Source organism: Stenotrophomonas sp. YJH_SMC_138 (assembly GCF_059369855.1).
This window is the reverse complement of the sequence record NZ_JCAFTB010000001.1, coordinates 524,556-547,450: the sequence shown is the minus strand read 5'-3', so window position 1 is coordinate 547,450 and position 22,895 is coordinate 524,556. Positions and strand designations below refer to the sequence as shown.

17 protein-coding genes and 1 riboswitch are annotated in these 22,895 nt (G+C 66.1%); of the genes, 13 read left to right on the top strand and 4 right to left on the bottom strand.

The genetic code is table 11. The annotated features are described in order from the left end of the window. The first annotated feature begins 221 nt into the window (after positions 1–221). Positions 222–1,940, top strand: coding sequence for a gamma-glutamyltransferase (gene ggt / locus AC5P7I_RS02385; protein ID WP_046432417.1), 1,719 nt, complete (start codon positions 222–224; stop codon positions 1,938–1,940). Between the two features lie 546 nt (positions 1,941–2,486). On the opposite strand, the gene AC5P7I_RS02380 is transcribed toward ggt, so the two are convergent. Then, positions 2,487–4,064 (bottom strand): BCCT family transporter, encoded by a 1,578-nt coding sequence (locus tag AC5P7I_RS02380; RefSeq protein WP_075076028.1) that lies wholly within the window; start codon positions 4,062–4,064, stop codon positions 2,487–2,489. Between the two features lie 265 nt (positions 4,065–4,329). After that, positions 4,330–4,431, top strand: a riboswitch (TPP riboswitch). A gap of 82 nt (positions 4,432–4,513) precedes the next feature. Here AC5P7I_RS02380 and thiC point away from each other — a divergent pair. From thiC to AC5P7I_RS02350, 6 genes are all read left to right on the top strand, one after another. Then, positions 4,514–6,358: a phosphomethylpyrimidine synthase ThiC gene (gene thiC, locus AC5P7I_RS02375; RefSeq protein ID WP_032955989.1), complete on the top strand. Its 1,845-nt coding sequence runs from the start codon at positions 4,514–4,516 to the stop codon at positions 6,356–6,358. Positions 6,359–6,451: 93 nt separating this feature from the next. Then, on the top strand, positions 6,452–7,123 hold the full coding sequence (locus AC5P7I_RS02370; RefSeq protein ID WP_142235200.1) for an ion channel: 672 nt from the start codon (positions 6,452–6,454) through the stop codon (positions 7,121–7,123). A gap of 259 nt (positions 7,124–7,382) precedes the next feature. Continuing rightward, positions 7,383–9,707: a winged helix-turn-helix domain-containing protein gene (locus tag AC5P7I_RS02365; protein ID WP_262088118.1), complete on the top strand. Its 2,325-nt coding sequence runs from the start codon at positions 7,383–7,385 to the stop codon at positions 9,705–9,707. A 115-nt stretch (positions 9,708–9,822) separates the two neighbouring features. Next, the gene (locus AC5P7I_RS02360) at positions 9,823–10,722 is read left to right on the top strand and encodes a helix-turn-helix transcriptional regulator (protein WP_032955994.1); all 900 of its coding nucleotides are present in this window, start codon (positions 9,823–9,825) and stop codon (positions 10,720–10,722) included. A 49-nt stretch (positions 10,723–10,771) separates the two neighbouring features. Beyond that, positions 10,772–13,621 (top strand): TonB-dependent receptor plug domain-containing protein, encoded by a 2,850-nt coding sequence (locus tag AC5P7I_RS02355; RefSeq protein ID WP_014648326.1) that lies wholly within the window; start codon positions 10,772–10,774, stop codon positions 13,619–13,621. A 169-nt stretch (positions 13,622–13,790) separates the two neighbouring features. After that, entirely contained in the window at positions 13,791–14,000 is a 210-nt protein-coding gene (locus tag AC5P7I_RS02350; RefSeq protein WP_014648325.1) for a hypothetical protein, read from the top strand. Positions 14,001–14,059: 59 nt separating this feature from the next. Here AC5P7I_RS02350 and AC5P7I_RS02345 read toward each other — a convergent pair whose 3' ends face one another. Both AC5P7I_RS02345 and ppa read right to left on the bottom strand, forming a co-directional pair. Further along, positions 14,060–15,181: an HDOD domain-containing protein gene (locus AC5P7I_RS02345; protein WP_014038392.1), complete on the bottom strand. Its 1,122-nt coding sequence runs from the start codon at positions 15,179–15,181 to the stop codon at positions 14,060–14,062. Positions 15,182–15,333: 152 nt separating this feature from the next. Further along, a complete protein-coding gene (ppa, locus tag AC5P7I_RS02340; protein ID WP_005410935.1) occupies positions 15,334–15,870 on the bottom strand; it encodes an inorganic diphosphatase in 537 nt (178 codons plus the stop codon). A gap of 187 nt (positions 15,871–16,057) precedes the next feature. On the opposite strand from ppa, the gene AC5P7I_RS02335 reads away from it, so the two are divergent. The 5 genes from AC5P7I_RS02335 (at position 16,058) to AC5P7I_RS02315 (ending at position 21,823) form a co-directional block, all read left to right on the top strand. Beyond that, positions 16,058–16,549: a hypothetical protein gene (locus tag AC5P7I_RS02335; RefSeq protein WP_262088117.1), complete on the top strand. Its 492-nt coding sequence runs from the start codon at positions 16,058–16,060 to the stop codon at positions 16,547–16,549. Continuing rightward, entirely contained in the window at positions 16,549–17,022 is a 474-nt protein-coding gene (locus tag AC5P7I_RS02330; protein WP_197606361.1) for a hypothetical protein, read from the top strand. Before AC5P7I_RS02335 ends, AC5P7I_RS02330 begins: the two co-directional genes overlap by 1 nt. Positions 17,023–17,106: 84 nt before the next feature. After that, the gene (locus AC5P7I_RS02325; RefSeq protein WP_014038389.1) at positions 17,107–17,607 is read left to right on the top strand and encodes an RNA polymerase sigma factor; all 501 of its coding nucleotides are present in this window, start codon (positions 17,107–17,109) and stop codon (positions 17,605–17,607) included. Positions 17,608–17,712: 105 nt separating this feature from the next. Then, entirely contained in the window at positions 17,713–18,648 is a 936-nt protein-coding gene (locus AC5P7I_RS02320) for a FecR family protein (protein ID WP_049408701.1), read from the top strand. 256 nt (positions 18,649–18,904) lie between these two features. Further along, the gene (locus AC5P7I_RS02315) at positions 18,905–21,823 is read left to right on the top strand and encodes a TonB-dependent receptor (protein ID WP_262088116.1); all 2,919 of its coding nucleotides are present in this window, start codon (positions 18,905–18,907) and stop codon (positions 21,821–21,823) included. A 115-nt stretch (positions 21,824–21,938) separates the two neighbouring features. Here AC5P7I_RS02315 and AC5P7I_RS02310 read toward each other — a convergent pair whose 3' ends face one another. Beyond that, entirely contained in the window at positions 21,939–22,196 is a 258-nt protein-coding gene (locus AC5P7I_RS02310; RefSeq protein ID WP_006390068.1) for a DUF2789 domain-containing protein, read from the bottom strand. A 106-nt stretch (positions 22,197–22,302) separates the two neighbouring features. Between AC5P7I_RS02310 and AC5P7I_RS02305 the strand changes: the two genes are divergently transcribed. After that, positions 22,303–22,890 carry a biliverdin-producing heme oxygenase gene (locus AC5P7I_RS02305; protein ID WP_014648320.1) on the top strand — a complete coding sequence of 196 codons (588 nt, stop codon included), beginning with the start codon at positions 22,303–22,305 and terminating at the stop codon, positions 22,888–22,890. Positions 22,891–22,895 lie beyond the last annotated feature (5 nt).

Below are 22,895 nucleotides of genomic sequence, written 5' to 3'. Positions count from 1 at the left end.
ATCGCCTGTGGCACAAGGATGGTTGCCGCTGAAAGTGTTTCGGTGAACCGGAATTCACTCCTTTCAGGGGGGTTTTTGCGCGGAATCCGGCGGATCCTCGCCTTGCTGGGTGCGGACCTTGCACACCCACCCCAGGATCAACGTCCATGACCTCTGCCCGATACCCCAGGATGGCCGCAGCGGCGAAGATCGGGGGACCACCCTTCCATCGGAACCCGACCGTGTCCCGACGCCTTGCCCGTTCCCTGCTGGCCGCCGCTGTACTGGCCGCTGTGCCCGCACTGTCTTCGGCCGCCGACCGCATCACCGGCCACACCTTTGCCACCCGTTCGGAGGTGATCGCCCCGCATGCGATGGCCGCTACCTCGCAGCCGCTGGCTACCCAGATTGCACTGGACGTGATGAAGGGGGGAGGCTCGGCGGTGGACGCGGCGATCGCCGCCAACGCCGCGCTTGGCCTGATGGAGCCGACCGGCAACGGCATCGGTGGCGACCTGTTCGCCATCGTCTGGGACCCGAAGACGCAGAAGCTCTACGGCTACAACGGTTCGGGGCGCTCGCCGAAGTCGCTGACCCTGGCCGAGTTCCAGCGACGTGGCCTGAAGGACATCCCGGCTACCGGCCCGCTGCCGGTCTCCGTGCCCGGCGCGGTCGACGGCTGGTTCGCGCTGCACGACCGCTTCGGCCGCAAGCCGATGGCCGACAACCTGGCGCCGGCCATCCGCTACGCGCGCGAGGGCCATCCCGTCGCCGAGGTGATCGCCTACTACTGGGACCGCTCGGTGCCCAAGCTGTCGCAGTACCCGGGCTTCAAGGAGCAGTTCACGATCAACGGCCACGCCCCGCGCAAGGGCGAGATGTGGAAGAACCCGAACCTGGCCAGCACCCTGCAGCAGATTGCCGACGGCGGACGCGATGCCTTCTACAAGGGCGCCATTGCCCACACCATCGGCGACTACTTCAAGGCCAATGGTGGCTACCTGAGCTACCAGGACATGGCCGACCACCATGGTGAGTGGGTCGAACCGGTCAGCAGCAACTACCGTGGCTACGACGTGTGGGAGCTGCCGCCGAACAGCCAGGGCATCGCCGCCCTGCAGATCCTCAACGTGCTGGAAGGCTACGATTTCTCGAAGATCCCGTTCGGTTCACCCGAGCACGTGCACCTGTTCGTCGAAGCGAAGAAGCTGGCCTTCGCCGACCGTGCGCGCTTCTATGCCGACATGGCCTTCCAGCCGGCGCCGGTGCAGAAGCTGATCTCCAAGGAATACGCCGCGCAGCGCCGCGCACTGATCTCGATGGACAAGGCGCTGAAGGAAGTGCAGCCGGGCACGCCGAAGCAGCTGGAAGAAGGCGACACGATCTACATGACCGTGGCCGACGCCGACGGCATGATGGTGTCGTTGATCCAGTCCAACTACCGCGGCATGGGCAGCGGCATGGCGCCGCCGGGGCTGGGCTTCATCCTGCAGGATCGTGGCGAGATGTTCGTGCTGCAGAAGAACCATCCCAACGGCTATGCACCGGGCAAGCGGCCGTTCCAGACGATCATCCCGGCGTTCATCACCAAGGGCGGCAAGCCGTACGCCAGCTTCGGCGTGATGGGCGGCGCGATGCAGCCGCAGGGCCACGCGCAGATTGTGATGAACCTGGTGGATTTCGGCATGAACCTGCAGGAAGCCGGTGACGCACCGCGCATCCAGCACGAGGGCTCGACCGAACCGACCGGACAGGCCACGGCGATGACCGACGGTGGTGAAGTGAATCTGGAAACCGGCTTCCCGTACGAGACGGTGCGTGCGCTGATGCGCAAGGGGCATCGCATCGTGTTCGCCGATGGCCCGTATGGCGGGTACCAGGCGATCATGCGCGACCCCGAGAGCGGGGTTTATTACGGAGCTTCGGAGAGTCGCAAGGATGGGCAGGCGGCGGGGTATTGAGGGTTCCCGGCCACCGGGCTGAGCCCCCTCTGCGGTGGGTTCAGAAGCGGAATAGCTTGTTGGGCCGGGTGGGTAGGCTGTTCGGGGGACGCCGCAAGTACGTCCTTGTAGGCTTGGCAGCCGCATCCATGCGGCTGACACCCCCGCCCAGCCCACCCACCCGGCCTCTGACAGTTTTCTGCGGCCGCCACCGCAGGAAGAAAAAAGAAGATCAAAAGCAACAGCAACAGCAACAGCCGCGTGCTGATGGTTGGGGTCGGATCCGTTTTCCGCAGGAAAACGGATCCGACCCCTTCTTGTTTTCCGATACACCTCATCCACGCATGGCGTGAAGAACCAACCGTCACCGAAAATCTGTCGGGCGTGGGGCGGTGTGGGTGGGCAGGACCGTTGGCGCCATGGATGGCGCCATCGAGCCCCCAAGGATGGGTTCACGGCGTGTCCTGCCCACCCACACCGCCCCGCCAAACCCTCAGCATCCCAGAGCCGGTTTAGACGTTGCCGTTGCTTGAAAAAAGCGGTGCAGCCGCAGGCTGCAAAACACCCTCAATCCTGATCGTGCGCGCGCGCGGCCTCGGCCTGCGTCTCCTCCTGTGCCGCCATCTCGCGTGCGATCCACGCATCGATCATGTGCCGCTGGCGCTGCGCCTGCCGCCGCTCACGCGTGTACTCCTGGTCGAGCACGCGGTACAGCGACACCATCACCAGCACCATCAGCAGCGCGAATGGCAACGCCGCAATCGTGATCATGCCCTGCAGTGCATCCAGGCCACCGGCCAGCAGCAAGGCCGCTGCGATCAACGCCACCGCGATGCCCCAGGCCAGCTTGCGCTTCAACGGAGGATCGCCTGCTTCGTCAGTGGACATGCTGGCCAGCACCAGTACCGCCGAGTCGGCCGAGGTCACGAAGAAGATCATCAGCAGTACCAGTGCGATGCACGACAGCAGCAGCGGCAGCGGCATGCTGTCGAACAGCGTGAACAGCACGGTCTCGTAGCCATTGCCCAGCGCCTGCACCAGGTCGGCATGGCCGAAGATCTGTGCCCACAGCGCGGTGCCGCCGAATACCGCGAACCAGAAGAAGCCCAGCAGCGTCGGCGCGAGCACTACGCCGATCACGAACTCGCGCACGCTGCGGCCGCGCGAGATGCGTGCGATGAACGACCCCACGAACGGTGCCCACGAGATCCACCAGGCCCAGTAGAAGATTGTCCAGTCCGCCACCCAGGTGCTGCCGGAGAACGGTGACATGCGCAGGCTCATCGTCACCAGCTGGTTGAGGTAGGAGCCCAGCGTGGTGGTGAAGGTATCGAAGATGAAGCCGGTCGGCCCCAGCACCAGCAGGATGGCGGCCAGCAGGGCAGCCAACGCCAGGTTGAAATTGGACAGCCACTTCACACCTCGCTCCACGCCACTGGCGGTGGACGCCATATACAGCACGAAGGCGACGGCAATGATGGTCATCTGCACTGCGACGGTAGCCTGCACGCCGAACACGCGCTCGATGCCGGCGGCGATCTGGATGGTGCCGAAGCCCAGCGTAGTCGCGACACCGATCGCGGTGGCGACCACTGCAGCGATGTTGACCGCCCTACCGATCCAGCCGCGATGGTGGCGGCCGATGATCGGCTGCAGCATGTCGCTGACCAGGCCGCGGCCGTTGCGGTTGAACTGGAACCAGGCCATTGCCAGCCCGATCAGCGCATAGATGGCCCACGGGTGCAGGCCCCAGTGGAAGAATGCATAGCGCATCGAGGCGCGTGCCGCATCCAGGCTCTGCGGAGCAAGCCCTTCCGGTGGCTTGCTGAAGTGCGAAATGGGCTCGGCGGCGCCCCAGAACACCAGGCCGATGCCCATGCCGGCGGCGAACAGCATCGACATCCAGCTGGCTCGCGAGAACTCGGGCTCGGCGTCTTCGCCACCGATGCGCAGGTTGCCGAAGCGACCGAACGCCAGGTACATCAGGAACACCAGGGCCAGGAATACCACCAGCAGGTACAGCCAGCCGACGCTGCGGATGACTTCTGCCAGCATCGACTGCACCACGGCATTGAAGGGGCCTGGTGCAATACCGGCAAGCAGCACCAGCAGCAGAACCAGTGCGATGGAAACGCGAAACACCATGAAGGAGCTTCTCCGATCAAGGGATTGAGGGGAGCGAGCAGAGCTTGCAGCGAAGGACCGGCGGCATGCAGCGCGAACCGGGCAGGGGCCGCGTCGGCGTCGAAGGAGGCATCGGTCGCTGGAGGGCGACGGACGTGCACGTTACTGAACGCGACGTCATGGTTCTGTTAACGAACAGCGATCCGGATCAGATCCGCTTTCCACAGGAAAGCGGAACTGACCGCGGGGGCAACTCCCGGAGCGGGCGCTCTATGCTCTAATGCACGCCAAGAAGCGGGGGTACCGCGGCCATGTGGCCACGGTTGAGACAGTCCCTTGGAACCTGATCCGGCTCATACCGGCGTAGGGAAGCTTTGCAGTGCAGCCGTGCCCGGACACCGCCCAAGGACCGTCCGTGCGCGGTCGCAGTGCGCCGCCGCTTCGTCCCTGACCTTCCTGGACGATGCCCGATGAACGCACAGCTCTCCGCCCTGCAGCAACAGGCCCAGCAACTCTCCGAATCCGTGACCCGGCCCATTCCCGGCTCGCGCAAGATCCACGTACCCGGTTCGCGTCCGGATCTGCAGGTGCCGATGCGCGAGATCGCGTTGACCCGCACGCCGACGCTGTTCGGCGGCGAGGAGAATGCACCGGTCACGGTCTACGATACGTCGGGCCCGTACACCGATCCGGACGCGCGTATCGATCTGTCCGCGGGCCTGCCGGCGCTGCGTCGTGGCTGGGTGGAGGAGCGCGGCGATACCGAACAGCTCGACGGCCTGAGTTCGTCGTTTGGCCGCGATCGCGAGCACGACCCGAAGCTCGATGCTGTGCGCTTCCCCACACGCAGCCTGCCGCGACGTGCACGTGCAGGCGCGAACGTCACCCAGATGCACTATGCGCGCCGCGGCATCATCACGCCGGAAATGGAATTCGTCGCCATCCGCGAAAACCAGCGGCTGGACGCGATCCGCGATGCCGGCCTGCTGCAGCAGCACCCGGGCGAGGCGTTCGGCGCCTCGATCCAGAAGATCATCACGCCGGAGTTCGTGCGCGATGAAATCGCGCGCGGCCGCGCGGTGCTGCCCAACAACATCAACCATCCGGAAAGCGAGCCGATGATCATCGGCCGCAACTTCCTGACCAAGATCAACGCCAACATCGGCAACAGCGCGGTGTCCTCGGGCATTGCCGAAGAGGTGGAGAAACTGGTGTGGGCGATCCGCTGGGGTGGTGACACCGTGATGGACCTGTCCACCGGCAAGCACATCCACGAAACCCGCGAGTGGATCATCCGCAACTCGCCGGTGGCGATCGGTACCGTGCCGATCTACCAGGCGCTGGAGAAGGTCGACGGCCGCGCCGAAGCGCTCACCTGGGAGATCTTCCGCGACACGCTGATCGAGCAGGCCGAGCAGGGCGTGGACTACTTCACCATCCACGCCGGCGTGCTGCTGCGCTACGTGCCGCTCACCGCCAAGCGCGTGACCGGGATCGTCAGCCGTGGTGGTTCGATCATGGCCAAGTGGTGCCTGGCGCACCACAGGGAGAATTTCCTCTACACGCACTTCGAAGACATCTGCGAGATCATGAAGGCCTATGACGTGACCTTCTCGCTGGGTGACGGCCTGCGCCCGGGCTGCATCGCCGATGCCAACGACGCGGCCCAGTTCGGTGAGCTGGAGACGCTGGGTGAGCTGACCAAGATCGCCTGGAAGCATGATGTGCAGACCATGATCGAAGGCCCCGGCCACGTGCCGATGCAGCTGATCAAGGAGAACATGGACAAGCAGCTGCGCGAATGCGGCGAAGCGCCGTTCTACACGCTGGGGCCGCTGACCACCGACATCGCGCCGGGCTACGACCACATCACCAGCGCGATCGGTGCGGCGATGATCGGTTGGTTCGGCACGGCGATGCTCTGCTACGTGACGCCGAAGGAACACCTCGGCCTGCCCAATCGCCAGGACGTGCGTGACGGCATCATGGCCTACCGCATCGCCGCGCATGCGGCCGACCTGGCCAAGGGCCATCCGGGCGCGCAGGTACGCGACAACGCACTGAGCAAGGCGCGCTTCGAGTTCCGCTGGGAAGACCAGTTCCACCTTGGCCTGGATCCGGAGAAGGCCAGGGAGTTCCATGACGAAACGCTGCCGAAGGATGCGCACAAGCTGTCGCACTTCTGCTCGATGTGCGGCCCGCACTTCTGTTCGATGAAGATCACCCAGGATGTGCGTGACTACGCCGAGGCCGGCATGAAGGAGAAGTCGGAGGAGTTCCGCGCCGCGGGTGCCGAGGTCTACCACCAGGGGTGATGCGCAGACGGTGGTGCCGGCCCGCGGCCGGCACTACCGCTCATCACGCCGCTCCCGGCTATCCTCCGCCCATCATCCCGGGGAAAGGACACCATGCCTGTTGCCATGACCACCCGTTGGCTGGCCATTGCCCGCCGGCATCCTTCGGCCTGGTTGCTGGGCGCGCAGCTGCTGGCGGTGCTGCTGTATCCCGCGCTGGATGACACCGCCGCCGGCCGCGCGGCACTTGGCATGTTCGGCATGGCGGTACTCGGCCTGGCGCTGTGGGTGGTCCAGCGCAGCCCGCTGGGCACCTGGCTGGCGCTGTTGCTGGCCATTCCCTCGGTGGTGTTCTCGTTGGCAGGCGCATTGCTTGATCGCACCGCATTGCTGACCACCGCGCAGGTGCTGGAGAGCCTGCTGTACTTCTACACGGCTGGCGCCCTGATTGCCTACATGCTCCAGGACCACAAGGTCACCCGCGACGAACTGTTCGCAGCTGGCGCAACCTTCACCCTGCTGGCGTGGGCGTTCGCCTTCGCGTTCGCGGTGTGCCAGCAGTGGTATCCGGGCAGTTTCCAGGGCACCGGCGGGCAGGCGCAGCGCAGTTGGATGGAGCTGCTTTATCTCAGCTTCAGCTTGCTGTCTGGAGTCGGCTTGAGTGATGTCGTGCCGCTTCATCCACAGGCACGAGCACTGGTCATGCTGGAGCAGTTTTCCGGCGTGATGTACGTGGCTTTGGTGGTTTCGCGGCTGGTCGGATTGACCATGCTGCGGCGCATGTGAAAATGAACGCCAGATAAAAATTTCGCGCCCAAGAGGGCGCGAATGATGTCGCGAATTATGTGAATGCGTCGGCGAGAGAGAGCCTGATGTCGACCACGCGATAGGCGAGGTAACTTGCATAGGCTAGTATTCGCGCGCTCGATTGTTTTTGCGGTATGCGCCGATGCTTTGTGCGGAGTCTGGCTTTTCGCTGTTCCCAGGACGGGACCGTAACGAAGGCAAACACTGCCCGGGACCTGTCTCTACTGTGTAGCAGAAAATGAACAGCAGCGAAATACAGCCACCCGTGTCCGATCGGATACGGATAGGAGAGTGCATCGTCACTCTGTCCTCGCGCGAAGTCGAGGTCGTCGGTGCGCGTCGTCCGCGCCGGCTGACGCCGAAGGCGCTGGGCGTGCTGCGCGTGCTGCTGCGGCAGCCGGGCCGTGTGGTCACCCGCGACGAGTTGTTCGCCGAGGTGTGGCCGGACACGCTGCCGACCAACGATGTGCTGACCCAGGCCGTTACCCAGCTGCGCAAGGCGTTCAGCAACGACGACGACAGCGGTCAGGCCTACATCGAGACCATTGCCAAGACCGGCTATCGGCTTCTGGTGCCGGTACAGGCGCTGGACGATGCGGAGCCGTCGGCTGCGGGCTTGCCTGACGACGAAGGTGTGGACGTGCAGCCCGCACTCGCCGCCGCTGCGGTGCTGCCCGCGCGCGCGCGGGAATCGCGCCGCCGCTGGCGCCATGTCCGCCGCCGCGTGCTGCTGGCGCTGGGCGTGTTGATGCTGGCCACGCTGCTGGTGATGACCACGCTGCTGCTGCGCCGCGCACCGGCCAGCAGTTCGCCGGTGGAGGCCGCCGTGGAGAACGGCACGCGGGTGATCGGCAGCCCCCAGCGTCCCTATCGGTTGATCACCGCAACCAGCGGCTTTGAAACCTATCCCACGCTGTCACCGGATGGTTCGCTGGTGGCCTATGAAGGCGCCAACGAAGATGGCAATGGCGGTGGTGCGATCAAGGTACAGACCTCCGGCAACGCGCCGGCGCGCCAGTTGCTGGCGCCGCCGGCCGGTGCCGTCGATCGATTCCCGAACTGGTCGCCGGATGGTCGCGAAATTGCCTTCGCACGGTTCTCCGCCGACGCTGGCTGCCAGGTGCTGATCGCCAGCGCAACCGGTGGCGCCCTGCGCCAGGCCACGCGCTGCGATGGCACCGAGCTGCTCAGCTTCGACTGGACGCCCGATGGTCGCGGCCTGGTGTTCGGCAGCATGGTCGGGCGCTACGCGCACCGTGGCATCCGCGTGCTGGACCTGGCCAGTGGTCAGTGGCGCGCGCTGGCGTACAGCGTCGACCAGGACGACTTCGACTACGCACCGCGTTACTCGCCCGATGGGCAATGGCTGGTGTTCGTGCGCAATCCGCAGCTGGGCGATCTGTGGCGGGTGCCGGCCGCGGGCGGTAAGCCCGAGCAGCTGACCAACGAGGCGGCAGAGCTGCGCGGATGGGCCTGGCTGGACGATGGCCGCACCATCGTGTTCGGTCGCCGCGTCGACAGCGAGGCGCGGCTCTATTATCTGGACGTCGAGCGGCACACGCTGCGCGATGCCGGCCTGGATGATGCGCAGTGGCCCGCCGTGTCGCGACGTGGCGGGATGCTGGCCTTCGTCCACCGGCGCGCGCAGTTCGGCGTGTTCAAGGTGCCGGTGCAGGGCAGCGGCGCGCCCGAACGCCTGTTTGCATCCAGTGGCCGCGATGGGCAGCCGATGGCAGCGCCGGATGGCCGCCAGCTGGTCTTCACCTCGGATCGCTCCGGCAGCTTCGCCCTGTGGTGGGCGGACATGCAGCGGCCGGATTCGCTGCGCCCCATTGAAGGGCTGCGGCCGGAAGCGCGGCAGGCACCGGACTGGTCGGCCGACAGCCGCCAGCTGCTCGTGGTCGGCCGCGACGCGCATGGGCGCACGGTGGTCTACGAGATCGCGCCACGCGATGAACGCCTGCAACCTTTGCCGGTCCCGGCCGAACAGCCGCTGCAGGCCCTGTATGGCGCGTCGCCGGAGCAGTTGTTTGTGGTCGAGCGCGATGCCGACCAGCGCACCCGGTTGAGTCTGTTCGACCGCAGCACCCAGCCCTGGCGCCGGTTGGCCAGCATCGAAGGGGTGTCGCAGGCGCGCTTCGACCGCAGCAGTGGCCGCGTGTTGTTCACCCGCCTGGCCGCAGGTGGCCTGTGGTCGGCCGACGCCGCGTTGTCGTCGGGCAGCGTGCAGCAGATCAGCGATGACCGGCCCAGCCGCTGGCGATACCGGGCCTGGACCGTGGCCGGCAACACTGGCGTCGGTTACCTCGGCACTTCGAGCACGTGTGGCACCACCTTCGTGCGCATCCTGCCCGGCCGCGCGGAGCCGGAACGCTGCCTGGATGCGGAACGGCTCAGCGCCGGCAACGGACTCAGCGCCAGCGCTGACGGGCGTGACCTGTTCGTGGCGATGGCGGTCAGCGATGGTGCCGACATCGGTGTGATGCGGTTGCCCGAACGCCCCCCCGCGCTGTTCCCGGCGTTCTCCAAGTTGTTGTTTTTCAGTGGAAATGGGCCTTCGTAATTTCTTCGTCTGGATCTCGTCGCGAATTCGTGGCGATCTCGTCGGACTTTCCTGACGCGGTGCCGCCTGATTAGGCAAAACGGAGTCCTGTACTAGGCAAATCCGTGGTGCCCCCATGCGTCAACTCTCGCTGGCCGATCGCGGCCAAACCGTCTCCCTGGACCGGTCGCTCGACGATGTCACGCCGACCTGCCTGGGCGTGGCCCGGCTGGGCAGCCTGCAGACCGCCGGCTCCAGCTTCACTGTCTGGATGCAGGTGCGTGGTAGTTCGTGGGTGGAGGCCAAGGAAGGACGATTCCGCCTGCGCCAGGGCGAGTGGATCGCCTTCGAGAAGGAATCGCGGCCGTTGGTGCAGGCCGGTCGCAACGGGTTGTGCGTTGGCCTGAACCTGAACGTTGAAGCGCTTCGCGTGCTGACCGAGATGGCCGACTGTGGCCTGTATGCCGGTCGTGGCCGCATGAACCGCAGTGACGCCCGCGTTGCGCTGCGCTTGTGGCGCGATGCGCTGGCCAGCGGCCAGCCGGCCCAGGCCTTGCGTCCGTTGCTGCTGCACCTTGCTGGCCTGCAGCGTGGCCTGGCCGACAACGTGCAGCGCTGCCCGGGCCGCTCGCGCAGCCGCAAGCGCCAGGTGTTCGGCCGCATGCAGCGTGCGCGCCTCTATCTGGAAGGCAACAGCCACCGGGTGGTGCGCATCGGCGAACTGGCCGAACTGACCAACTTCTCCAGCTGGTACCTCTCCAAGACCTTCCAGAGCCTGTACGAGGAAAGCCCGCAGTCGCTTTCGGCACGACTGCGCCTCGAACGCGCCGCTGATCTGCTGCGCGACACCGACATGATGGTGGGCGAGGTCGCTGCCGCCAGCGGTTTCGACAACTGCTGCAGCTTCGCGCGTGCGTTCCGCGCCCGCTACGGCCAGTCCGCGTCGCGCTTCAGGGAGAACGGCGGCTTGCTCCCGCCACAATCTGCAAAGTCTCCGGTTGGTTCGCGCAAATACAGCGCTGCAACGCAATCGTAACGTGCTGGGGTGTTTTAACACGCTGCTAACACGTACCTTGGAGAGATAGATGAACGTTCGTAATCCCGCAGTGCGGTTCGGCTTGCTGCCGGCCGGCATTGCGCTGGCGCTGGCGCCGGCCTTTGCTTCGGCTCAGGAAGCAAAGGGCACCACCGACCTGGACCGCATTTCGGTCACCGGCTCGCGCATCCGCGGCGCCTCGGTGGAGACCCAGCAGCCGATCCTGACGATGACCCGCGAATCCTTGGAAAAGCAGGGCTTCTCGAGCGTCGCCGACGTGCTGAACAACCTGACCTCGGCCGGCTCCCCGGCCATCTCGCGTTCGGAGTCGCTGGCTTCGGGCGAGAACGTGGGCGGCTACTACGTCGACATCCGCAACCTGGGCGCCGAGCGCACCCTGGTGCTGATGAACGGCAAGCGCCTGGGCGCTTCGACCTCGGGTCTGCAGGACCTGAGCCAGATCCCGATGTCGGCCGTTGAGCGCATCGAGATCCTGAAGGACGGCGCCTCGTCGATCTACGGTTCCGACGCCATTGCCGGCGTGGTCAACGTGATCACCCGCAAGAACTTCGACGGCGGCGAAGCCAATGTGTACGTCGGCCAGTACGGCAAGGGCGACGGCGACAGCGAAACCTATTCGATGACCCTCGGTGCCCGCGGTGAGCGCGGCAGCCTGACCCTGTCGGCCGAGTACTCGAAGCAGGATCCGGTGTGGGCCAAGGACCGCTGGTACAGCCGTGACGGCTCGCTGGGTCCGAACTCCACCTCGGCTGATTGGAGCCCGATCAGCCAGAACGGCAGCTGGTGCAACCCGAAGCTGTACGACTGCAGCAAGTCGAGCGCGGTGTGGCAGACCCTGAACCCGGGTGGCAATCCGAAGAACCCGAACGACTACCACGCGATCACCGAAGACGAGTTCGCCAACTCGAACGAGCAGATGACCCTGCTGACCGGTGTGAAGCGCAAGTCGGTCTACATCAACGGCACCTACGACTTCACCGATTCGATCAGCCTGAACACCGACGTGCTCTACAACGAGCGCCAGACGTTCCAGCAGATCGCCGGCTATCCGTACCAGTCCGCTTCCAAGTCGATCAACACCCCGCTGTCGGCAGACAGCGCCTTCAACCCGGTTGGCCAGGACGTCAGCTTCCGCCGCCGCCTGTGGGAAGTGCCGCGTACCACTGACAGCCAGCTGAAGACCCTGCGCTTCGCTCCGACCCTGACCGGCTTCTTCGAGCTGGGTGGCAAGACCTTCGACTGGGATGTCGGCGCGCTGTGGAACCGCAACGAGTCGATCAAGAGCAACCGCGGTGACATGAGCCTGATCGGCGCGCGTCAGGCGCTGGGCCCGTCGTTCATCGATGCCGGTGGCGTTGCCCGCTGCGGCACCGCCGCCAACCCGATCCTGGGCGATTGCCGTCCGTGGAACCCGCTGCTGCCGTACGGCGTTGAGGGTCAGGGCTCGCTGGCGAACCAGGAGCTGCAGGACTTCCTGTTCCCGACCTTCACCACCCGTGGCGTCACCAAGACCACCAGCTTCACCGCCAACCTGTCGGGCGCCATCGTGACCCTGCCGGCCGGCGACCTGGGCTTCGCCCTGGGTGTCGAGCACCGCAAGGAAGAAGGCAGCTACGTGCCGGACGCCTTCGCACAGTCGGGCCAGTCCACCGGCCTGGGCCAGAAGCCGACCCGCGGCCAGTACGATCTGAACGAGGTCTACCTCGAACTGAACGTGCCGCTGCTGGCCGACATGGCCTTCGCCAAGGAACTGACCCTGAACGTTGCCAGCCGTTATTCGGACTACAGCAACTTCGGTGGCACCACCAACAGCAAGTTCGGCCTGACCTGGCGTCCGCTGGATGAACTGCTGGTCCGCGGCACCTACGCCGAGGGCTTCCGCGCTCCGACCATCAGCGACCTGTACGGTGGCCTGAGCTCGAGCTTCGAGTCCTACATCGATCCGTGCGGCGTGAAGGCTCCGGGCAGCGTTGCAGGCAATGCCGCGTGCTCCGGCGCAGGCGTGCCGGCCAACTACGTGCAGCTGGGCCAGGCAGGCAAGGAATGTTCGACCCTGCCGTGCCAGTCGGGTGACCAGTTCATCTCGGGTGCCAATCCGAACCTGAAGCCGGAAACCTCCAAGAGCACCACCTTCGGCCTGGTGTGGAGCCCGCGTTGGGTGCAGGGCCTGGACGTGTCGCTGGATTGGTACAAGTACGAAATCAGCGACATGATCATCGCTGACAGCGTCGACCGCATCCTGCGTGACTGCTACGTGCTGGGTAACGCTTCGCGCTGCTCGAGCGTGACCCGTGCGGCTGACGGCCACGTCAGTGCGATCACCTACGGCACCGCCAACCTCGGCAAGATGGAAACCCAGGGCTACGATCTGGGCATCAAGTACCGCCTGCCGGAACTGGCCATTGGTCAGTTCAGCATCGACTGGCAGACCAGCTACACCGCCAAGTACGACGAGCAGCGCCAGAACAGCGCGGGCGACAACATCATGGTCGGCCGCGTCAGCGAGCCGGGCCTGTTCCGCGTGCGTTCGAACCTGGGCGTCAACTGGCAGTACGGCGATTTCGGTGTGAACTACACCGCGCGCTACTACTCGGGCATGAAGGAAAGCTGCATCTCGCTGGCTGACGGCTGGTGCGATGCTCCGAACCACATGGCCAACGGTGAGACCGATCCGCTGCGTCACACCGGTTCCAACACCTTCCACGACCTGCAGGTCAGCTGGAAGGCGCCGTGGGATGCGACCATCGCCCTGGGCGCGAACAATGTGTTCGACCACAAGGGTGCCCTGCAGTACTCGGCTCCGAACTCGGCGTTCGCCTACTACGGCGGCTTCGACGTGGGTCGCTTCCTGTACATGAAGTACACCCAGCGCTTCTGATTCATCGAAGTGCGGTAGCAACAGAAGGAGGGCGGACCGCAAGGTCCGCCCTTTTTCTTGTAGGGGAATTCCGGAAATTGTTGGAAGGTGAGCGCAGTCACGGTCCCGTCGTGTCGTAATCAACACAGTCAGGAGGTCCACTACCGGACGCTTGCATGTGGAGAGGGATATGAAGAACACGTTGCTGCGGCAGGCATCCGCCGCTGCATTGATCTACGCAACGCTGGTGGGCGCGGTGTTCGCGCAGGGCCTCGGGGTCTGCGGCGGTGGGCTCTACTGCGAGGAGTTCCGCCAGCAGTGCCTGGCCAGTGGCAAGTCACCGGTCATCTGCGAGTCGCAGTACCGTCGCTGCGTGCAGGACGCCTGCGGTACCCGCTGACATGGAAAGGGCGCACCTTGTGGGTGCGCCCTCTGTCATCCGGACATCATGCAACGCGCTCAGGCGTCGCTGGGCACCAGTCCCATCAGCGCATTGGCGTGTTCGCGCCATTGCGGCAGTTTGTTCAGCACGCCTGCGCGCTGCAGATAGTCCTCGTCCACCGGATCGCCATTGACCAGCGCCAGGGCCACGTGCACCGCACCGGTCACCCAGAAGCTGCGGGTGTTGGCGCGCTGCGGCTGCAGGTGGAAGGCCACCGCTTCGATGATCGGCATCGGCAGGCCCCACAGGCCCAGCAGGTAGGCGCCGGCCTCGGCATGGCCAGGGCGGGTGTCGCCGGCCAGCGAGGGCTCGCTGCGCTCGTTGCGCACACCCGGCAGCAGCAGGCCGATGTCGGCCAGCAGCGCGGCAGTCGCTCCCAGTTCGGCACTGGATTCGGGCAGCAGGCGTGCGGCGAGCCGCGAGGCCAGCAGTGCGCGCTGTTGCAGCGAGTTGCGCTCGGCGGCCGACAGCGTCGGTGCGGAGAACACTTCGCTGGCCAGCACCAGGTCACGCAGCGTGGCCAGGCCCAGCCGGGTCACGGCGGTGCGCAGGTCGGCAATGGTGCGGCCCTGGCTGAAGAAGGCCGAGTTCGACAGTTGCAGCACCTTGGCGGCGATCGCCGGATCGGCGGCGACCAGCTTGGCGACATCGGCACTGTCGGCGTCGTCGTCATGTTCCAGGGCCTGGGTCAGGCTCAGGTACAGGTGCGGCGGCGAGGGCAGTTTCTCGATACGGCCGATGGCATCGCGCAGGCGCGGGCTGTCCAGCACTTCGCGCAGTTCTTCCAGGCTGGTCAGTGCCTCCAGCAGCACTTCCGGCGCCAGCGGCAGCGGCAGGAAGCGGTGGGCGACACCAATGAGGCGCGCCGGCGGCGGCCGGTTGCCATGCTGCGCATCGACCAGCGCGATGCGGATGGTCTCCGGGCGCAAGGTCCGGATCTGCCCCAGCAGCGTGGTGGCATTGAGATCCGGCAATTGCGGGCAGACGATCACCGCGTCCACGCCCTGCGTGGCCACCGCGGTCATCGCGGCCTGGCCATCGGTGGCGGTCAACGGCTGCCAGTCTTCCCCAAGATCGGCAATGAATTCGGTCAGCTCGGCCGGCAGGCTGGCTGCATCCCCAACAAGCAGAATACGCACGACACATTCCCCTGGCTGTCTCGACGATGGATGTCGATGACGTGTGAAGTGACGCAATTTACCTAATACGGCAGCAAGAGTGATGTGCCGTCGTCATGAAACGTGACCCGCATCGCTCCGGCAGGGTACCGCCGGAGCGATCCGGTTCAGGCTCAGGCTTTGCTGTCGAGATGGCGCTGGTGCGCCTCGATCAGGATCTGCTTGGCCTCAGCGGCGCCGCCCCAACCGTCCAGCTTGACCCACTTGCCCTTCTCCAGGTCCTTGTAGTGCTCGAAGAAGTGGCCGATGCGCTCCAGCCAGTGGCTCGAGACCTGGGCGATGTCTTCGACGTGGGCGTAGCCGCTGAAGATCTTCGAGACCGGCACGGCCAGGATCTTCTCGTCGCTGCCCGCCTCATCGCTCATCTTCAGCACGCCGACCGGACGGCAGCGCACGACCGAGCCCGGCACCAGCGGCAGCGGCAGCACCACCAGCACGTCGGCCGGATCGCCGTCGCCACACAGCGTGCTCGGCACGTAGCCGTAGTTGCACGGGTAGCGCATCGGGGTGGAGAGGATGCGGTCGACGAAGATCGCGCCGGTTTCCTTGTCCACTTCGTACTTCACCGGCTCCGAGTCCTTCGGGATCTCGATGATGACGTTGATTTCTTCCGGCGGGTTCTTGCCGGGCGAGACGAGTTCCAGACCCATGGTGTGCTCCAGGTGGGGGGATATAGACGGATAGCTCACCATTTTATGCCTTTGCCGGGCGCTGTGCAGCGGGCGGGTGGCCGACCTGCCGACGCGGCAAGGCCTGACGGGGGGCGCCGCCCTTGGCCGATGGGCCAGGAGGGCAGGCCGGCGCAGGCTGGACGCTCATTCCCGAGGAGTTCCGCCGATGTCCTGGCATGCCCGATGCATGGGGGTCGTGCTGTTGCTGGCGTCCCTGCCTGTCTCCGCCCGCGGTCTGCACGTGGACCTGATCGATTACCCCCGGCCCAAGGCCAACTGGGAGCGCGCCTACGGGCTGCAGGCCGCCCTGGCAAGGGAGTTCGACCGGCTCTGTGCCGATACCTGGTGCGAAGGTGAGTACAGCAACTACCGGGTGATGGAGGTCCGCTGCGCGGTGCTGGCCCATCGCGGAACGGTGCAGCGCTGTGCCTGGGTGGTGATGGCCAGCGAGCTGGCCGTGCAGGCCGATACCGGGGAGGTGCAGGTCGACAATGGCCGCTGGGTCTGTCCGTTGGAGTTGGGGCCAGGGGTACCTGTTGACGCCTTCCATGCTTCACTGGAAGCACCAGATGGCCTGACGGCGAACCTGCCTGGACTTGACCATGGCCTGTTCGATGCGCTGCCGGACTGCCTCCGGAAGACCGGGAGGGCGGGGTGATGCGCGTCTTCCCGGCACGATGGCTGGTCTGCGCGCTGCTGATGGCAGCCAACGCCCAGGCGACCCCTCAATTTGTCGATGCCCGTGACTACCCGAATCCGGCGACCGGGCGCGAGCGCTTCCTGGCGGCCGAACGTCTGTTGGTGCGCGGCTTTGACGATATCTGTGGGGATACCTTCTGCGAAGGGCAGTATTACAACCTGCGGGCGATGCGCTTGCGTTGCTCAGTGCAGCGGGCCACCGGTGTTGTGACCCGTTGTGTCTGGACGTTCGCCGGGAGCTACACCTGGGTCCAGAAGACCGGGCAGATCGATGTTGACCAGGGACGCTATGCCTGCATGCTGCCACTGGCGGCGGGAACCCGCCTGGACGAGCTGCTGGCAGCGTGGGAGCGCGCCGGGCATGAAGCCCTGCATGCCACCCTGCCCGGAACCAGCACCCACGTTTACGAGGGGCTGACTGATTGCCTGTGACCATTTCGACAATGCAAACGTGACTGATTCGCATTTGCGGAGTAGCATGCGCGGCGCCTCCCGTCTGTCGTCCCGGCTCCGCGCATGTCCTCCAATGCTGCCTCCCTCACCGAACTGCTGATCCGCGAGCGGCCAGCGCTGCTGCGCCGGGTGCAACGGATACTGGGGGGCGACAACGGCGCCGAGGATGTGATCCAGGCGGTGTGGTTCAAGGCCCGTGGGGTCGATGACAGCCAGGCCATCGACAATCCGCGCGCCTATCTGTACCGGCTGGCCGCCAACCTGGCCACCGACCACGGCCGCGAGTCGACCCGGCGCAACCGCCTGTTGGCCGATCACTACCTGTGGGGGCCGGACGAGGTGATCTCCACCGAAGAGCAGGCCATGGCGCAGGACGAGCTGCAGCGGGTACTCGACGCGGCCGGCCATCTGCCGGAGCCGACCCGCACCATCTTCCGGCTCAACCGCCTTCAGGGCCTGACCCAGGCCGAGATCGCACGCCGCCTTGGGGTATCGGTGACCACGGTGGAGAATCACGTACGCACCGCGCTGCAGCGCCTGGCCTGGGCCCGCAGCGGCCGATGATCGCGCCGCCTTGGGGCTGGCCTTCGCGCAAACGTCTTGATCATTGGACCGTGGATGCGGTCCAGTTCCCCCGCCCCGCGCTTGAATGCGCCTGTCCGCCAGCCGATGAGCCCGCCGAACATGCTGCCTGCCGCCAATGACGATGCCCTGGCCGAGCAGGCCCGGGACTGGATCGCGTGGCTGGCCTCGGGCGATATCAGCGACGCGCGCATGCAGGCGTTCGAACACTGGCTGCAACAGCCGGGGCACCGCAGGGCCTTCGAACACGAGCGCGCGCTGTGGCGCAGCGTCGGGCCGCGAGCGCAGCCGGCCCGCGTGGCTGGTCGACGCCCGCGCCGACGGCGTTGGGCCATGGCTGCGGCGGCAATGCTGGCGATGCTGGTGGCATGGCCGGAGGCGTGGCTGCGCCTGCAGTCCGATCACCGCAGCACGCACCAGGTGCAGAACGTGCTGCTGCCTGATGGCAGCCGTGCGGTGCTGGACGCCGACAGTGCGATTGCCGTGCACTTTGATGCGAACGCCCGCCAGGTCGAGCTGTTGCGCGGGCGTGCCTGGTTCGAGGTCAGTCCGGACGCGCAGCGACGTTTCAGCGTGCGCGCCGGCAATGGCGTGGTCGAGGACATCTCGACCGCCTTCACCGTGGCGCGGGGCCACGACCAGGTGGAAACCCAGGTCGGGCAGGGCAGGGTACGGATGGCCAGCCCGGTTGACGGTGGCTGGACCTACCTGCAGCAGGGCCAGCGCGCGGCCTACGGTGAACACAGTGGGGTGAGGCGATTGGGGGACGTTGCGGCCGACAGCGTCGGCGCCTGGCGTCAGGGCGAGCTGCTGTTGGAACAGGCCCGCGTCGCTGACGCGGTGCAATGGGTGGGGCGCTATCGCGCTGGCCCGACCTTCGTGCGTGGTGATCTATCGCAGCTGCCGGCGGTAAGCGCGGCGTTGCGCATCGACCGCCCGGAACAGGCGCTGGATGCGCTGGCCGCGACGGCTGGATTGCAGGTGACCCGGCTGCCGCTCGGCGTCGCCATCGTCCATCGGTAGATCCACGCCATTGCCCCGGTGCCGACCAACGGTCGGCACCCACCACTGCAACCAGCCACGCAACCGTCGGCGCCCACCACTGCAACCGGGCGCGCAACCGTCGGCACCTGCTTCGACTGCAAATCCCCTTGGGGTTGCCACGCTTTCATCCGTCTTACTCCGCGAACGTACCCGCCGCCGCCACGTACGTCGCCGTGTCCGCCCGTGTTGCGGATGACGCCGCGTTCGCGGCACCGATTACCTGACAGGTTCCCCCATGTTCGACTTCCATCGCCCGGGCCGCGTGCTGCGCCGGTCCCGCCTGTGCATCGCGTTGCTCGCCGCCGGCCTGGCCAGTGCCGCGCCGTCCGTACTGGCGCAGAGCGCCAGCAGCGACCACGCGGCCGTGCTGCGCTTCGATATTCCGGCGCAACCGCTGGATGACGCGCTGCGCAGCTACATGCGCCAGTCCGGTGTGCAGGTGGTCTATCCCGCATCGCTGGCACGTGGCGTAACTTCTCGCGCGGTCGGCGGCAGCCTGTCGGCCAACGAGGCGCTGCAGCAGCTGCTGCAGGGCAGTGGCCTGGCAGTGCGCCGGGTCAGCGCCGATGCGGTCACCCTGGAAGCGGCAACGCCGTTGCAGGCCGACAGTGGTGTGATCGTCACCGACACGCTGAGTGTGGCCGGCGACCGCGTCGGGAGCGGCGCGACCAGTGATGAAGCACGCCTGCTCGACAGCTATCGCAGCGTGGGTTCGACCACCACGCTCAATCGCACGCATCTGGAGCGTTTCCGCGGCACCTCCAACGGCGACATCGTCAAGGGTGTGGCCGGTGTCACCGCCGGTGATCCGCGCGTGGGCAACGGCTTCGACGTCAACATCCGCGGTATCCAGGGCCAGGGCCGCGTGCCGGTGATCATCGACGGTGGCCAGTCCAGCATGGATACCTACCGTGGCTACGCCGGCCAGTCGCAGCGCACCTACCTCGACCCGGACCTGATCTCCAGCCTGACCATCACCAAGGGGCCGAGCCTGCAGGCCAACGCGTCCGGTGGCATCGGCGGCGTGGTCGAGATGGAGACGTTGAAGATCGGTGACGTGCTGCGCGAGGGCCGCGACGTCGGCGTGCGCGTGCGCGGCGGCCTGGCCAATGGCAGTGCCAACAGCCTGCCGTCCTACAGTGCGGCACCGCGCACCGATCGCAGCGCCACCGGCAGCCAGTTCTTCAACGTGGCCGCCGCAGGGCACTGGGACCGCTTCGATCTGGTCGCCGCTTACGCCTACCGTGACAACGGCAACTACTTCTCCGGCCGCCATGGCTACGACGACTTCCCGCAGGATCGGCGCACGCTGGCGCCGCTGAATCCGCCGCGCACCGAGGTTTTCAATACCTCTTCGCGCTCGAAGTCGGCGCTGCTCAAGGGAACCTGGCGCATCGACGACACGCAGACGCTGGAAGCCGGCTATCGCCGCTATGAAGGCACTGCCGGCGAGATCATGGCCTCGCAGATCATCCGCGTGGATCGTGACCGCATTCCACAGTGGGATCCGGGCCACGTCGACATGGACAGCTACAGCCTGCGCTACCGCTTCAATCCGGACAGCGAGCTGATCGACCTGCGCGTCAACGCCGCGTACACCGACACCGACAGCGTGATGTACAACAGCCTGACCGGCATCACCCCGTGGTACTTCGACCGCCGCACCGAGTGGTATGACGCGCCCAGCTTCAGCGGTGACCCCGGCTACAAGGATGCCTACCGCAATCCGCTGCGGCACAAACGCTTCGGCCTGGATGCCAGTAATACCTCCAGGTTCGACACCCGCGCCGGTGCGTTCACCCTCGACTACGGACTGTCCTACAGCGACGAAGACATCGCGCCGGGCAGTTCGGGGCCGGTCATGCACGATGACCTGGTCAACAACCGTTTCCTGCGCAACGCCGAGCGCAAGGAGTACAGCGCCGTGGCCTCGCTGAAGTGGCAGCCCGATGAGCATTGGGAACTGCTGGCCGGCGGCCGCTGGAACCGCGTGGATGTACATGACCGCAACCGCCTGGCCACGCCCGATGCCTATGAAGTGCAGGGACAGTACCGCTACACCGAACTGCTCAATGGCAACCCGGCGCTGCCGTCGTGGCGGGCCAAGCGCATCGCGCTGCTGAACTGGTACCCGGATGCCAACGGCAACTTCACCCGGGAATCGCTGCTGGCCTCGCCGTACAAGAAGGGTACGGTGGCCGACATCGGTGGCTGGAACTTCTACGACGCTGGCAAGGCGCAGGATCTGGAAGTGCCGGTCAGCTGGAGCTGGTCGCAGCCGATCCGCCGCCGCGACAGCGCGTTCTCGCCGACCGCCAGCGTGGCCTATCGCTTCAGCGAAGACACCATGGTCTACGTGAAGTACGCCGAAGGCACCAAGCTGCCGAGCCTGTTCGAGACCACGCTGGGCCTGTTCACCGCCGCCAAGCCGGTGGGCGAGCTTAAGCCGGAGCGCGCGCGCAGCTGGGAAATCGGCGCCAGCACCCTCCGCTACGACCTGTTCACTGCCGGCGACCGCCTGGCGCTGAAGCTGGCGTATTTCGATACCCGTATCGACGACCTGATCACCCGTGACTACCGCACGCTGTCGGCGGGCCTGATCCGCAACGTCGACCAGTTCAAGGTCTCGGGCATGGAGTTCCAGTCCAGCTATGACAGCGGCAAGGTATTTGCCGATCTGTCCGCGCACTACTACTTCAAGGCCAAGACCTGCGCGCCGGACATCGCCGCCGAGCGCCGTGCCTATGGGGCGCAGCGCAGGAACGGCGAGCTGGCCAACACGCCCGACTGCGTGGACGGCGGCTTCGAGGGCTCGTACACCAATACCCAGAACCCACCGCGCTACATGGTCAACCTGACCCTGGGCTCGCGCCTGTTCGACGAGCGCCTGACCTTCGGCACCCGCGTGGTCCACAACGCTGGCCCGATCAGCAAGCTGGACAAGGACTGGAACGTGGGCCTGTCGGCGATCCAGCAGTTGTACCGGCCGACCACGCTGGTCGACCTGTTCGCCAGCTGGAGCTTCAACGACCAGCTCTCGGTGGAAGCCGGCGTGGACAACCTGACCGATCGTTACTACCTGGACCCGCTGGCCTTGGGCGTGATGCCGGCACCGGGCCGTACGGCCCGGCTGGCGTTGACCTGGAAGTACTGATCGGTCGCGGATGAGCGCTGGGGTCGGATCCCTTTCCTCCGGAAAGGATGAGCGGCGGGGTCGGATCCCTTTCCTCCGGAAAGGGCTCTGACCCCACCAGCGGGGGATACCCCGCTTACAGCCCCGTCGCCGCCTTCACCGCGTCCTCGTGCAGCGACTCGTTCAGCTCATCCACCACGGTGGTCCATGCCGCATCGGCCTGCAGCGACTCGGACAGGAACTGGCGCTGCGCATCGTTCCAGTACGGCGCCTCGACCACTTCCACATCGGTGGCCAGCTGGTGCTCGCGGATGAAGCGGGCGATGCCCTCGGCGCTGGCGTCCAGGCCCAGCTGCAGGAACAGGTTGGTCATGCGCGGTTCGGTGGTGATCATCGTCGGTTCCTGCGGTAAGAAGGGATGCGCCATTATCGGCGCACATAGCCTTGGGGAAAGCCCCGTGGCGAACGTCTACAGCAGGACGACCCCCTTGGCATCCCCCATGAACGCACACACCGCCCCTGAAGACAGCCGCAGCCTGCGGCTCAAGGCCGCCACCCGCGACAGCCATGGCGCCCTGGACAAGCGCATCATGGCCGGTGACATCTTCGCCGACCGCAGCAACTTCGCCCGGTTCCTGCGCGTGCAGTACCGCTTCCATCGCAGCATCGATGCGCTGTATGCCAACCCTGCGCTGGACGCACTGCTGCCGGACCTGGGCGAGCGCCGCCGCCTGGCCCAGGTGGCGCGCGACCTGCAGGATCTGGAGCAGACGCTGCCCGGGGCCGACATCGCGGCGTTGCCGTCCGATCTGGAACTGCCCGCCGCGTTGGGGTGGCTGTATGTGGCCGAAGGGTCCAACCTCGGCGGCACCATTCTGTACAAGATGGCCGCCAGGCTCGGCCTGGATCGTGATTTCGGCGCCCGCCACCTGGCCGCGCATCCGGATGGCGCGGCGCGCCACTGGCGCGAGTTCACCGCTGCGCTGGACGCGGTACCGCTGAGTGCCAGGCAGGAGCAGCAGGTGATCGATGCGGCCGACGCCGCGTTCCGCAGCGTGCACGGCCACGTCGAAGTGGAATTCGCCTGATGCCT

Bases quoted from the DNA above. Each gene is read 5' to 3' on its own strand.
- AC5P7I_RS02380 (WP_075076028.1), bottom strand. From the start codon at position 4,064: ATGGTGTTTCGCGTTTCCATCGCACTGGTTCTGCTGCTGGTGCTGCTT.
- thiC (WP_032955989.1), top strand. From the start codon at position 4,514: ATGAACGCACAGCTCTCCGCCCTGCAGCAACAGGCCCAGCAACTCTCC.
- AC5P7I_RS02370 (WP_142235200.1), top strand. From the start codon at position 6,452: ATGCCTGTTGCCATGACCACCCGTTGGCTGGCCATTGCCCGCCGGCAT.
- AC5P7I_RS02365 (WP_262088118.1), top strand. From the start codon at position 7,383: ATGAACAGCAGCGAAATACAGCCACCCGTGTCCGATCGGATACGGATA.
- AC5P7I_RS02360 (WP_032955994.1), top strand. From the start codon at position 9,823: ATGCGTCAACTCTCGCTGGCCGATCGCGGCCAAACCGTCTCCCTGGAC.
- AC5P7I_RS02355 (WP_014648326.1), top strand. From the start codon at position 10,772: ATGAACGTTCGTAATCCCGCAGTGCGGTTCGGCTTGCTGCCGGCCGGC.
- AC5P7I_RS02350 (WP_014648325.1), top strand. From the start codon at position 13,791: ATGAAGAACACGTTGCTGCGGCAGGCATCCGCCGCTGCATTGATCTAC.
- ppa (WP_005410935.1), bottom strand. From the start codon at position 15,870: ATGGGTCTGGAACTCGTCTCGCCCGGCAAGAACCCGCCGGAAGAAATC.
- AC5P7I_RS02335 (WP_262088117.1), top strand. From the start codon at position 16,058: ATGTCCTGGCATGCCCGATGCATGGGGGTCGTGCTGTTGCTGGCGTCC.
- AC5P7I_RS02330 (WP_197606361.1), top strand. From the start codon at position 16,549: ATGCGCGTCTTCCCGGCACGATGGCTGGTCTGCGCGCTGCTGATGGCA.
- AC5P7I_RS02325 (WP_014038389.1), top strand. From the start codon at position 17,107: ATGTCCTCCAATGCTGCCTCCCTCACCGAACTGCTGATCCGCGAGCGG.
- AC5P7I_RS02320 (WP_049408701.1), top strand. From the start codon at position 17,713: ATGAGCCCGCCGAACATGCTGCCTGCCGCCAATGACGATGCCCTGGCC.
- AC5P7I_RS02315 (WP_262088116.1), top strand. From the start codon at position 18,905: ATGTTCGACTTCCATCGCCCGGGCCGCGTGCTGCGCCGGTCCCGCCTG.
- AC5P7I_RS02310 (WP_006390068.1), bottom strand. From the start codon at position 22,196: ATGATCACCACCGAACCGCGCATGACCAACCTGTTCCTGCAGCTGGGC.
- AC5P7I_RS02305 (WP_014648320.1), top strand. From the start codon at position 22,303: ATGAACGCACACACCGCCCCTGAAGACAGCCGCAGCCTGCGGCTCAAG.